Raw genomic sequence first — 12,342 nt, forward strand, 5'->3', positions numbered from 1 at the left:
GTCGTTGATCCGCGCAATCGACGGGGTCGAAAAAAGGACCCCCTTAGAACCGTCGGAGCTTACCACAAGCCCCGGGGAACACCTATCCCCGGCAAACGCCGTCAGTGCAGGCGTTTGCGGCTCATCAGCTGGGCCATGCGCTCGGCGTCGGGACGTTCGACCACGCCGCGCTCGGTCACGATGGCGTCGATCAGGTCCGCCGGGGTCACATCGAACACCGGGTTGTAGGCATCCACTTCTGCCGCCACGCGCTTGCCGCCGATTTCCAGCAGCTCGCGGCCGTCGCGCTCCTCGATCGGGATGTCTTCGCCGCTCTCCAGGTTCATGTCGATGGTCGAGCTGGGCGCCACCACCATGAAACGCACGCCGTGGTGCATGGCGTTCACCGCCAGCTGGTAGGTGCCGATCTTGTTCGCCACGTCGCCGTTGGCGGTGATGCGGTCGGCGCCGACGATGACCCAGGTGATGCTCTCGGTCTTCATCAGGTGCGCCGCCGCGGCGTCGGCGTTGAGGGTCACCGGCACGCCTTCGTTGACCAGCTCCCAGGCGGTCAGGCGCGCCCCCTGCAGCCAGGGGCGGGTTTCGTCGGCGTAGATGCGCTCGACCAGGCCCTCCAGGTGCGCCGCGCGGATCACCCCGAGCGCGGTGCCGAAGCCGCCGGTGGCCAGGGCGCCGGTGTTGCAGTGGGTGAGGATCTTCTGCGGGCCGTCGTGCTGCTTGCGGATCAGCTCGACGCCGAGCTGGGCCATGGTCAGGTTGGCCTCGCGGTCGCTCTCGTGGATGGCGATGGCCTCGGCTTCCAGCACCTGCAGCGGGTCGTCGGTCGGTTTCAGGCGCTCCAGGCGATCGCGCATGCGGTTCAGCGCCCAGAACAGGTTGACTGCGGTGGGCCGCGACTCGGCGAGCACCAGGAAGTCGTCTTCCAGGGCCTTGCGCCAGTCGCCGCCGACCAGCAGCCGCGCGCGCAGCCCGAGCACCAGGCCATAGGCGGCGGCGATGCCGATGGCCGGCGCGCCGCGCACGACCATCTGGCGGATCGCTTCGGCGACGCCGGCGGCGCTGTCGTAGCTCAGCCAGGTCTCTTCCAGCGGCAGCAGGCGCTGGTCCAGCAGACGAAGGGTGCCGTTGCGCCAATCAATGGCGGTGACCCGCTCGGCCGCCAACAGTCGCTCACGCATGGAACACCTCTTCTGCTTTCTATCTATCCAGGTTCGGGCCGCGCTCGCCGGCGCGCCAACTTCGGCCCCGGGCGCGGCCCGGGAAAACCGCCGAGTATAACGAGCCGGAGGCGAAGGCGCTCGGGTATACTGCCGGCCACCCGTTGCCGCGCCGCAGGAAGCGCCCATGCCCGAAGCCAAAGCCCCTCTCGACCTGCTTCTGCTCCCGACCTGGATCGTTCCGGTGGAGCCCGCCGGCGTGGTCCTGCGCGATCACGCCCTGGGCATCCGCGATGGCCGCATCGCCCTGCTCGCCCCGCGCGCCGAGGCCCTGCGCCACCCGGCGGCGGAAACCCGCGAACTGCCGGGCATGCTGCTCGCCCCGGGCCTGGTCAACGCCCACGGCCACGCGGCCATGAGCCTGTTCCGCGGCCTGGCCGACGACCTGCCGCTGATGACCTGGCTGCAGGAGCACATCTGGCCGGCCGAGGCCAAGTGGGTCAACGAGGACTTCGTGCGCACCGGCAGCGAACTGGCCATCGCCGAGCAGATCCGCGGCGGCATCAGCTGCTTCTCGGACATGTACTTCCACCCGCGCATCACCTGCGAGGCCATCCACGACAGCGGCGTCCGCGCCCAGGTGTGCACGCCGGTGCTGGACTTCCCGGTGCCCGGCGCCCGCGACGCCGGGGAAGCCATCCGCCAGGGCGTCGCGCTGTTCGACGACCTCAAGCACCACCCGCGCATCCGCGTGGCCTTCGGCCCGCACGCGCCCTACACGGTCAGCGACGACAAGCTGGAAAACGTGCTGATGCTGGCCGAGGAGCTGGACGCCGGCATCCAGATGCACGTCCACGAGACCTCCTTCGAAGTCCAGCAGGCGCTGGAGAAGAGCGCCGAACGCCCGCTCGCCCGCCTGCACCGCCTGGGCCTGCTCGGCCCGCGCTTCCAGGCCGTGCACATGACCCAGGTGAACGAGGAGGACCTGGCGCTGCTGGTCGAGACCAACAGCTCGGTGATCCACTGCCCGGAATCCAACCTCAAGCTGGCCAGCGGCTTCTGCCCGGTGGAGCGCCTGTGGCAGGCCGGGGTCAACGTGGCCATCGGCACCGACGGCGCGGCCAGCAACAACGACCTCGACCTGCTCGGCGAGACCCGCACCGCCGCCCTGCTGGCCAAGGCCGTGGCCGGCCAGGCCACCGCCCTGGACGCCCACCGCGCGCTGCGCATGGCCACCCTGAACGGCGCCCGCGCCCTGGGCCTGGAGCAGGAAATCGGCTCGCTGGAGCTGGGCAAGTCCGCCGACCTGGTCGCCTTCGACCTCTCAGGCCTGGCCCAGCAGCCGGTCTACGAGCCGGTTTCGCAACTGATCTACGCCAGCGGCCGCGACTGCGTGCGGCACCTCTGGGTCGGCGGCAAGCAGCTGCTCGACAGCGGCCGCCTGACGCGCCTGGACGAGGGCCGCCTGGCCGCCGAGGTCGGCGCCTGGGGCCGGCGCATCGCCGGCGCCTGAACACGCCGGGCGACGCTGCGACAATCTGTCCTGCGGCGCCCATCCGCCGCGCGAAGCTGGCATCATAGCCAGCCTGCGCGCCACGATTTCCCATGATTTGCAACGAAGGTACGCCATGAGCAACGTCGACCACGCCGAGATCGCCAAATTCGAGGCCCTGGCCCATCGCTGGTGGGACCGCGAGAGCGAGTTCAAGCCGCTGCACGACATCAACCCGCTGCGCGTCAACTGGATCGACGAACGCGTCGGCCTGGCCGGCAAGAAGGTGCTGGACGTCGGCTGCGGCGGCGGCATCCTCAGCGAAGCCATGGCCCAGCGCGGTGCCACCGTCACCGGCATCGACATGGGCGAAGCGCCCCTGGCGGTGGCCCAGCTGCACCAGCTGGAATCCGGCGTCGAGGTGGAGTACCGGCGCATCACCGCCGAGCAGCTGGCCGAGGAAATGCCCGGCCAGTTCGACGTGGTCACCTGCCTGGAGATGCTCGAGCACGTGCCGGACCCGGCCTCGGTGATCCGCGCCTGCCACAAGATGGTCAAGCCCGGCGGCCAGGTGTTCTTCTCCACCATCAACCGCAACCCCAAGGCCTACCTGTTCGCCATCGTCGGCGCCGAGTACGTCATGCGCCTGCTGCCGCGCGGCACCCACGACTTCAAGAAGTTCATCCGCCCCTCCGAGCTGGGCGCCTGGTCGCGCGACGCGGGCCTGGCGGTGCAGGACATCATCGGCCTGACCTACAACCCGCTGACCAAGCACTACAAGCTGGCCAACGACGTCGACGTCAACTACATGATCCAGACCCTGCGCGAGGAATGACGCCGATGCAGCTCAGAGCGGTTCTCTTCGACATGGACGGCACCCTGCTGGACACAGCGCCGGACTTCATCGCCGTGTGCCAGGCCATGCTGGCCGCCCACGGTCGGCCTGCGATCGACGACCAGCGCATCGCCGACGTGGTCTCCGGCGGCGCCCGCGCGATGGTCGCCGCGACCTTCGACATGGACCCCGAAGCCCCCGGCTTCGAGGACCTGCGCCAGGAGTTCCTCGACCGCTACCAGGACCACTGCGCGGTCTACAGCCGGCTCTACGACGGCATGCCCGAACTGCTGGAAAGCATCGAGCGGGCCAAGCTGATCTGGGGCGTGGTGACCAACAAGCCGGTGCGCTTCGCCGAGCCGATCATGCAGCAACTGGGCCTCGCCGAGCGCTCGGCGGTGCTGGTCTGCCCGGACCACGTGAAGCACAGCAAGCCCGACCCGGAACCGCTTCTGCTGGCCTGCCAGCAGATCGGCGTCGACCCGGCGCAGGTGCTGTTCATCGGCGACGACCTGCGCGACATCGAGTCCGGCCGTGCCGCCGGGACCAAGACCGCGGCGGTGCGCTACGGCTATATCCACCCCGAGGACAACCCCGCGCACTGGGGCGCCGACGTCATCGTCGACCACCCGCGCGACCTGCTGGCGGTGCTCGACCGCGCCCTCTGTTCCTGCTGAACCGACCTCAAGCCACGAGCCGCGAGCCCAAGCCCCACAAGGCGCTTGCGGCTTGACGCTTGCCGTTCTCCGAAGGAGTTAGCATGTTCCAGTATTCCGCCCGCCCCGACCTGCTCAAGGACCGGGTGATCCTGGTCACCGGCGCCGGCCGCGGCATCGGCGCCGCCGCCGCGCGGGCCTACGCGGCCCACGGCGCCACCGTGCTGCTGCTGGGCAAGTCCGAGGAAAACCTCAACGAGACCTACGACCAGATCGAGGCCGCCGGCCATCCGCAGCCGGTGGTGATCCCCTTCAACCTGGAAACCGCCCAGCCGCACCAGTACGACGAACTGGCGGCGACCATCGAGAAGGAATGCGGATGCCTCGACGGCCTGCTGCACAACGCCTCGATCCTCGGCCTGCGCTCGCCCATCGAGCAGATCTCCGGGGAAAACTTCATGCGCGTCATGCAGGTCAACGTCAACGCGGTGTTCATGCTCACCCACGCCATGCTGCCGCTGCTCAAGCTGGCCGAGAACGCCTCGGTGATCTTCACCTCCAGCAGCGTCGGGCGTAAGGGCCGCGCCTACTGGGGCGCCTACGCGGTGTCCAAGTTCGCCACCGAGGGCCTGATGCAGGTGATGGCCGACGAGTGCGACGGCACCAACGCCGTCCGCGCCAACAGCGTCAACCCTGGCGCCACCCGTACCAGCATGCGCGCCATGGCCTACCCGGGCGAGAACCCGGCGAACAACCCGGCGCCCGACGAGATCATGCCGGTGTACCTGTACCTGATGGGCCCCGACAGCCTCGACGTCAACGGCCAGGCCTTCGACGCCCAGGCCTGATCCCTCCGGGGCGGTCGCCCGACCGCCCCGCCGGTTTTCCGGCTCGCCCGGATACAACCACCCGCCACATCCCGCGTTTTTCGCCATCATTTTGACATCGCTCACAGCGGTAGTTTGTCCCACCCAGGAACAAAGCCTCCGTCAGACGGTCATTAAGGCCACCAGTCAGAACTTTCCGCGGGTTGGCACGAAAATAGCTCAGCCCTCAGTGTCGCCGTTTTTGCGCCAGAGGTCGCCACGCGTCATGGCCCCGCCCAAGCAGTCCAACACCATCGATTTCGACACCGCCAAGCTCCAGCGTCTGGCGCTCGGCGAAAGCCGCACGCGCAACCGCCGCCAGGTCAGCCTGACCGAGGTGCGCCGGCAGCTCGGCCTGCAATTGCAGACCAGCCTCGAGGCCGAACGCATCCTCGCCCTGTTCTTCCGCGAACTGCAGGCGCTGCTGCCCCTGGACCACCTGAGCTACCAGCACAGCGGCGCCGACCTGCGCCTGGAATTCGGCGAGCCGGGCAACCACAGCGCCACCTATCACCTGACCCACGCCGGCGAATACCTCGGCGAACTGGGCTTCCGCCGCCGCCGGCCGTTCAGCGAGGCCGAGCTCGGCCAGCTGGAAAGCCTGATCGCCAGCCTGCTCTACCCGCTGCGCAACGCCCTGCTCTACCGGGCGGCGATCCAGGCGGCGCTGCGCGACGCGCTGACCGGCACCGGCAACCGCATCGCCATGGACCAGGCCCTGGGCCGCGAAGTCGAGCTGGCGCGGCGCAACCTGCAGCCGCTGTCGGTGCTGATGCTCGATCTCGACCACTTCAAGAACATCAACGACCAGTACGGCCACAGCCACGGCGACGAGGCCCTGCGCAGCGTCGCCGACGCGCTCAAGGCCAGCCTGCGCAATGTCGACATGGTCTTCCGCTTCGGCGGCGAGGAGTTCCTCGTGCTGCTCTCCAACACCCCCGGCAGCAGCGCCGCGCAGGTGGGCGAGCGGCTGCGGCATGCCGTCGAGCACCTGCAGTTTGCCGTCGACGGCAAAAGGGTGCCGCTGTCGATCAGCCTCGGCTGCGCCACGCTGATCGCCGGCGAGAACGTCGACGACCTGCTGCACCGCGCCGACGCCGCGCTCTACGCCGCCAAGCGCGACGGCCGCAACCGCCTGGCCAGCGCCGGCTGATTGCGCCGGGCAAAAAAAAGGGGCTCCGAGGAGCCCCTTTTGCATTGCTGTCGCCTTAGCGCTTGAAGCCCGGACGCATGCCGTCACCGGCCGCCTGCGGACGGCGCTTGTTCAGCGGCTTGCGCACCACCGGCTTGGACGGACGCTGCTCACCCTCGGCGCTCGGCTTGGCCGGACGCGGGCGCGGCGTATCGCCAGCCGGCGCCTTGCCACGACCTTCCGGACGCGGCGCGCGGGCCGGGCGATCGGAATCCTGGCGCGGGGCACGAGCCGGGCGATCGGAGTCCTTGCGCGGGCCACGGGCCGGGCGATCCGAATCCTGACGCGGAGCGCGAGCCGGACGATCCGAATCCTGACGCGGACCACGAGCCGGACGATCCGAATCCTGACGCGGGCCACGAGCCGGACGATCCGAATCCTGACGCGGAGCGCGAGCCGGGCGATCCGAATCCTGACGCGGACCACGGGCCGGACGATCCGAATCCTGACGCGGACCACGGGCCGGACGATCGGCGTCCTGGCGCGGACCACGGGCCGGACGATCGGCGTCCTGGCGCGGACCACGGGCCGGACGATCGGCGTCCTGGCGCGGACCACGGGCCGGACGCTCGCTGGCACCCGGACGCGGGCTACGGGCCGGACGCTCGCCTTCGAAGGACTCCTTGCGCTGGCGGTTGCCGCGACCGGCATCCGGGCGCTCGCTGCGCGCCAGCGGCTTGGACAGCTTGCGCTGCTGGCGTTCGAGCTTGTCCTTGGCCTTGGTGGTCATTTCCGGCAGTTTCACCGGCTTCAGGCCGACTTCCTCGCTGAGGATGTCCAGCTCGCGCTGGTCCATTTCGCGGAAACGCCCCATAGTCAGCTCGGAGGTGAGGAACACCGGGCCGAAGCGCACGCGCTTCAGGCGGCTCACCACCACGCCCTGGGACTCCCACAGGCGACGCACTTCGCGGTTACGGCCTTCCATCACCACCACGTGGTACCAGTGGTTGAAACCTTCGCCGCCCGGCGCCTGCTGGATGTCGCTGAACTTGGCCGGGCCGTCTTCCAGCATCACGCCGGCTTTCAGGCGCTCGATCATTTCCTCGTCGACTTCGCCACGTACGCGCACGGCGTATTCGCGGTCCATCTCGTAGGAGGGGTGCATCAGGCGGTTGGCCAGCTCACCGTCGGTGGTGAACAGCAGCAGCCCGGTGGTGTTGATGTCCAGGCGGCCGACGTTGATCCAGCGGCCGCTGCGCAGGCGCGGCAGACGCTCGAACACGGTGGGGCGGCCTTCCGGGTCGTCGCGGGTGCAGACTTCGCCTTCGGGCTTGTTGTAGATCAGTACGCGGCGCACGTGCTCTTCGGCCTGCTCGCGGCGGATCAGGTGCTCGTCGACGGCGATGGCGTCGTTGCTCTCCACGCGCTGGCCGAGGCTGGCGACCACGCCATTGACCTTGACCCGGCCTTCTTCGATCCAGGCCTCGACGTCACGGCGCGAGCCGACGCCCAGGCGGGCCAGGACCTTCTGCAGCTTTTCGCCGGAGGGGGAAATTTCTGTGGTTTCGTGCGTGTCGTTCATCTGGGCACCTCCCGGTGTGTCATGCAACGAAGAAAAAGGTCGCGCATCATACGCGCTTGGGCGCGGTAAAGCACCGTCCATGATCGGGAAAGCCTAGCCGTTTTTATCCGTCCCGCCGTTTCGCCAGGGAGAAACCCGTTGCACGACGATTCCGCCTTCACCGGCGCCAAGCTGGCGCTGTTCCACGCCGATCACCTGGTGGTGTACCTGCGCGACGCCAAACCCGGCATCCCCTTCCCCGCCTGCTGGGATTTCCCCGGTGGCGGCCGCGAAGGTACGGAAAGCCCGGTGGAATGCGCGCTGCGCGAACTGCACGAGGAGTTCTCGATACGCCTGGATGGCGCACGCATCGAATGGCAACGGCGCTACCGCGCCACCCACGGTCCGGCGCCCTGGGCCTGGTTCATGGTGGCGCGGCTGGACGCGGCGGAGTTCGCCGCGATCCGCTTCGGCGACGAAGGGCAGTACTGGCGACTGATGAAGGTGGAGGAATACCTCGGCCTGGACGCGGGCGAGGCGGTTCCCTACCTGCAGGAGCGGTTGCGGAATTACCTGGAAGATAACGGCACTCCGGCCAACGGCGGATAACCGCGAACGGTTATGCGCCCTACACACCCACCCTTCGTAGGGCGCATAACGCCTATGGCGTTATCCGCCGCTGACCTCGGCCGCCGGCGTACATAAAAAAGCCCGGCACAAGGCCGGGCACGTCCGATCGTGGGACAGCTCAGTGTCTATCGAGCAGCGCCAGGGCCTCGCGCGACAGGCGCTCGACCGTGGCCCAGTCACCGCTGGCGATGGCCGCCTTGGGCAGCATCCAGCTGCCGCCCACGCACATCACGTTGTCCAGGCGGTAATAGTCGTTCAGGTTGTCCGCGCCGACGCCGCCGGTCGGGCAGAAGCGCACTTCCGGGAAGGGACCGCCGAAGGCCTTGAGCGCCTCGACGCCGCCGCACACCTTGGCCGGGAACAGCTTGAAGCGGCGCAGGCCATGGCGATAGGCGGCCATGATCTCGGAGGCGGTGGCCACGCCGGGCAGCAGCGGCACCGGGCGGGTCACCGCGTGCTGCAGCAGCTCTTCGGTGCAACCGGGGGTGACGATGAACTGTGCGCCGGCCTCTTCGGCCTGGCGGAAGGTTTCCGGGTCCAGCACGGTGCCGGCGCCGATGCACAGCTCCGGGCGCTGCTGCGCCAGGGTGCGGATCGCGCTCAGGCCGAGCGCGGTGCGCAGGGTCACTTCCAGCACGGTGATGCCGCCGGCGGCCAGGGCGTCGGCCATGGGCAGGATGTCCTGTTCGCGATCGATGGTGATCACCGGCAGGATGCGGGCGCGCTCGGCGAGGGCGTCGATGCGCTGGATGTGGGGATCAAGGCTCATGGTGCGGTAACTCCGTGCCTCAGGGGCACCAGTGGATCGACAGGGGGGCGCGGAGGAAGGCGCCCACCGGCATGCGTGTTTCGTCGGCGGCCAGCGCCGCCTTCAGGGTGGCCAGCTTGGCCTCGCCCTGGATCGCCAGCAGCTGCACCCGCGAAGCGGCCAGCAACGCGCGGCTGAGGGTGATGCGCTGGTGCGGCACGCTCGGCGCCCAGGCCGGCAGGCACTGGCGCGCGCCGCTCGGGTCGAGCGCCTCGGCCAGGCCCGGGCTGGCCGGGAACAGCGAGGCGGTGTGACCATCGTCGCCCATGCCCAGCACCAGCACGTCGATCGGCAGGGCCAGCTCGGCGACCTGGCGGTCGGCGATGGCCGCGGCCTCTTCCAGGCTCGCCGCCGAGTGGTACAGGCCGCAGAACAGCGCCTTGGCCGCCGCGCCCTTGAGCAGGTGGCGACGCACCAGGCCGGCGTTGCTGTCCGGGTGCGACTCGGGCACCCAGCGCTCGTCGGCCAGGGTCACGGTCACCTTGTCCCAGGCCAGGACCTCGCCGCTCAGCGCTTCGAGGAACGCCACCGGGCTGCGCCCGCCGGACACCGCCAGCAACGCGTGGCCGCGCTCGGCGATGGCCGCGCGCAGCTGCTCGGCCACCCCGGCAGCCAGCCCACGGGCCTGCGCCACCGGGCTTTCCCAGGCCGTCCAGCGCACGCCGGCCGGCAGATTCAGATCAATGTTCGCCATACCAGTCCTTCCCGTCTCGCGCGATCAGTGCCACGGCCGCCTGCGGCCCCCAGGTGCCCGCCGGATAAGGCTTGGGCGCATCGCCCAGGCGCTCCCAGCCGGCGATCAGGTGGTCACACCACTTCCAGGCGAACTCCACTTCGTCCTTGCGCACGAAGAGGTACTGGTTGCCCTGCATCACCTCCAGCAGCAGACGTTCGTAGGCGTCCGGCACACGCGCGGCCTGGAAGGTCTCGGAGAAGTTCAGCTGCAGCGGCCCGGTGCGCAGCTGCATGCCCTTGCCCAGGCCCTGGTCCTTGGTCATCACCTGCAGGGAGATGCCCTCGTCCGGCTGCAGGCGGATGATCAGGCGGTTGCTGATCAGCGAGCGCTGCTCCGGGGCGAAGATGTAGTGCGGCGGATTCTTGAAGTGGATGACGATCTGCGACAGCTTCTGCGGCATGCGCTTGCCGGTGCGCAGGTAGAAAGGCACGCCGGACCAGCGCCAGTTGCGGATGTCCACGCGCAGCGAGACGAAGGTCTCGGCGCCGCTCATGCGGTTGGCGTGTTCCTCTTCCAGGTAGCCGGGCACCGCCTTGCCGTCGATGAAACCGGCGGTGTACTGGCCGCGCACCACGCGGCTGGCCAGTTGCTCCGGCGGAATCGGCTCCAGCGCGCGCAGCACCTTGACCTTCTCGTCGCGGATGCTGTCGGCGGAGAGGTCGCTGGGCGGGTCCATGGCGATCAGGCAGAGCAGTTGCAGCAGGTGGTTCTGCACCATGTCGCGCAGTTGCCCGGCCTGGTCGAAATAACCCCAGCGGCCCTCGATGCCGACCTTCTCGGCCACGGTGATTTCCACATGGGAGATGTGGTTCTGGTTCCACTGGGTCTCGAACAGGCTGTTGGCGAAGCGCAGCGCGATGAGGTTCTGCACCGTCTCCTTGCCCAGGTAGTGGTCGATCCGGTAGATGCGGTTCTCCGGGAAGAACTTCGCCACCGCCTCGTTGACCTCGCGGGACGACGCCAGGTCGTGGCCGATGGGCTTCTCCAGGACCACCCGGGTGCGCTCGGCCAGGCCGACGGCGGCGAGGTTCTCGCAGATGCCGCCGTAGACCGCGGCCGGGGTGGCGAAGTAGGCCACCAGCGGCAGGCCGGCGGGCACCGCGTCACGCAGCGCCGGGTAGGACGCGGCGTCGAGGAAATCCATGCTCTGGTAGCTCAGGCGCTGCTGGAAGCGCGCCCACACGGCGTCGTCCCATTCGCGGGCCGGCACCGCCAGGCGCAGGCGTTTCTCGAGGGTCGCCAGGTGGCCGGCGGGGTCGCCCTCCTCGCGGGCCAGGGCGAGCACACGGGTGTCGCCGTGCAGCAGGCCTTCGCGGTCGAGCTGGTAGAGGGCGGGAATCAGCTTGCGCAGGGCGAGATCGCCGAGCGCGCCGAACAGCGCCAGGGTGCAAGGCAGAACGCGGACATCAGGCATTTGTTATTACCAACCAGATTTTGAGGAACATTTGCCGAATTCACCGCGTCATTAAGGCAAAAATGTAGTAATTAAACAACATATTTTTCCCCGAACGCAGTCCTGTTGGTCGTCTGCCGACCTGACGTTAGGATAGCGCCGCTGGCCGGGGGCATGACCCCGGCCGTCGAATGCCCCACGCGGGCCACCAAGGAGTACGGATGAAGAACCTGCTGGAGCAGATCCAGTCGCGGCTGGAAGACCTGAACAAGGCCGAGCGCAAGGTCGCCGAAGTGATCCTGCAGAACCCGCAGCAGGCCACTCGTTTCAGCATCGCTGCGCTGGCCCAGGCCGCCGGTGTCAGCGAGCCGACGGTGAACCGCTTCTGCCGCTCCTTCGACATGAGCGGCTACCCCGAGCTGAAGATCCAGCTGGCGCAGAGCCTGGCCAGCGGCGCGGCCTTCGTCACCCAGGCGGTGGCCGAGAACGACGGCCCGCAGGACTACACGCGGAAGATTTTCAGCAGCACCATCGCCTCGCTGGACGCCGCCTACAAGCTGATCGACGCCCGCGCGGTGGACCGCGCCGTGGACCTGCTGATCCAGGCCCGGCAGATCCACTTCTTCGGCCTCGGCGCCTCCAGTTCGGTGGCGCTGGACGCGCAGCACAAGTTCTTCCGCTTCAACCTGGCGGTGTCGGCGCAGAGCGACGTGCTGATGCAGCGGATGATCGCCTCGGTGGCGCACACCGGCGACCTCTTCGTGGTGATTTCCTACACCGGACGCACCCGCGAGCTGGTGGAGGTGGCGCGCCTGGCGCGGGAGAACGGCGCCTCGGTGCTCGGCCTGACCGCCGCCGACTCGCCGCTGGCCAAGGTCTGCAGCCTGACCCTGGACATTCCGCTGCCGGAAGACACCGACATCTATATGCCGATGACCTCGCGGATCATCCAGCTGACGGTGCTCGACGTGCTGGCCACGGGCGTGACCCTGCGCCGCGGCGTGGACTTCCAGCCGCACCTGCGCAAGATCAAGGAAAGCCTGGTGCCGACGCGCTACCAGCTGGACGAGGAAGAC

Annotated in this window: 11 protein-coding genes and 1 pseudogene; 7 read left to right on the top strand and 5 right to left on the bottom strand. The window is 68.8% G+C overall.

What is annotated here, in order from left to right:
• Positions 1–101: 101 nt before the first annotated feature.
• Positions 102–1,178: an S-methyl-5-thioribose-1-phosphate isomerase gene (gene mtnA, locus P3W75_RS16140; protein WP_276228313.1), complete on the bottom strand. Its 1,077-nt coding sequence runs from the start codon at positions 1,176–1,178 to the stop codon at positions 102–104.
• A gap of 166 nt (positions 1,179–1,344) precedes the next feature.
• Between mtnA and P3W75_RS16145 the strand changes: the two genes are divergently transcribed.
• From P3W75_RS16145 to P3W75_RS16165, 5 genes are all read left to right on the top strand, one after another.
• Positions 1,345–2,670: a TRZ/ATZ family hydrolase gene (locus tag P3W75_RS16145; RefSeq protein WP_276228314.1), complete on the top strand. Its 1,326-nt coding sequence runs from the start codon at positions 1,345–1,347 to the stop codon at positions 2,668–2,670.
• A gap of 115 nt (positions 2,671–2,785) precedes the next feature.
• A complete protein-coding gene (gene ubiG / locus P3W75_RS16150; RefSeq protein WP_276228315.1) occupies positions 2,786–3,484 on the top strand; it encodes a bifunctional 2-polyprenyl-6-hydroxyphenol methylase/3-demethylubiquinol 3-O-methyltransferase UbiG in 699 nt (232 codons plus the stop codon).
• Positions 3,481–4,161 carry an N-acetylmuramic acid 6-phosphate phosphatase MupP gene (gene mupP, locus P3W75_RS16155; protein WP_276228316.1) on the top strand — a complete coding sequence of 227 codons (681 nt, stop codon included), beginning with the start codon at positions 3,481–3,483 and terminating at the stop codon, positions 4,159–4,161. Before ubiG ends, mupP begins: the two co-directional genes overlap by 4 nt.
• Before the next feature lie 83 nt (positions 4,162–4,244).
• A complete protein-coding gene (locus P3W75_RS16160) occupies positions 4,245–4,988 on the top strand; it encodes a YciK family oxidoreductase (protein WP_276228317.1) in 744 nt (247 codons plus the stop codon).
• A 244-nt stretch (positions 4,989–5,232) separates the two neighbouring features.
• Positions 5,233–6,159: a GGDEF domain-containing protein gene (locus P3W75_RS16165; protein WP_276228318.1), complete on the top strand. Its 927-nt coding sequence runs from the start codon at positions 5,233–5,235 to the stop codon at positions 6,157–6,159.
• A 337-nt stretch (positions 6,160–6,496) separates the two neighbouring features.
• On the opposite strand, the pseudogene rluB reads toward P3W75_RS16165, so the two are convergent.
• Positions 6,497–7,720 (bottom strand): annotated as a pseudogene (rluB, locus tag P3W75_RS16170) (23S rRNA pseudouridine(2605) synthase RluB); the annotation flags it as partial.
• 138 nt (positions 7,721–7,858) lie between these two features.
• Here rluB and P3W75_RS16175 point away from each other — a divergent pair.
• Positions 7,859–8,308 carry an NUDIX hydrolase gene (locus P3W75_RS16175; protein WP_276228319.1) on the top strand — a complete coding sequence of 150 codons (450 nt, stop codon included), beginning with the start codon at positions 7,859–7,861 and terminating at the stop codon, positions 8,306–8,308.
• A 139-nt stretch (positions 8,309–8,447) separates the two neighbouring features.
• On the opposite strand, the gene P3W75_RS16180 is transcribed toward P3W75_RS16175, so the two are convergent.
• Genes P3W75_RS16180 through zwf form a run of 3 tightly spaced genes read right to left on the bottom strand, consistent with a single transcriptional unit; the run spans position 8,448 to position 11,287 of the window.
• Positions 8,448–9,098, bottom strand: a complete 651-nt coding sequence (locus P3W75_RS16180) for a bifunctional 4-hydroxy-2-oxoglutarate aldolase/2-dehydro-3-deoxy-phosphogluconate aldolase (protein ID WP_276228320.1) — start codon at positions 9,096–9,098, stop codon at positions 8,448–8,450.
• Positions 9,099–9,117: 19 nt separating this feature from the next.
• Complete coding sequence (pgl, locus tag P3W75_RS16185) at positions 9,118–9,831, bottom strand: 6-phosphogluconolactonase (RefSeq protein WP_276228321.1); 714 nt, start codon at positions 9,829–9,831, stop codon at positions 9,118–9,120.
• Positions 9,818–11,287, bottom strand: coding sequence for a glucose-6-phosphate dehydrogenase (gene zwf / locus P3W75_RS16190; protein ID WP_276228322.1), 1,470 nt, complete (start codon positions 11,285–11,287; stop codon positions 9,818–9,820). Before zwf ends, pgl begins: the two co-directional genes overlap by 14 nt.
• Before the next feature lie 200 nt (positions 11,288–11,487).
• On the opposite strand from zwf, the gene P3W75_RS16195 reads away from it, so the two are divergent.
• A partial coding sequence (locus P3W75_RS16195) for a MurR/RpiR family transcriptional regulator (protein ID WP_276228323.1) occupies positions 11,488–12,342 on the top strand: 855 nt, incomplete at its 3' end.

The organism is Pseudomonas citronellolis, assembly GCF_029335315.1.
Lineage (GTDB): Bacteria > Pseudomonadota > Gammaproteobacteria > Pseudomonadales > Pseudomonadaceae > Pseudomonas > Pseudomonas citronellolis_A.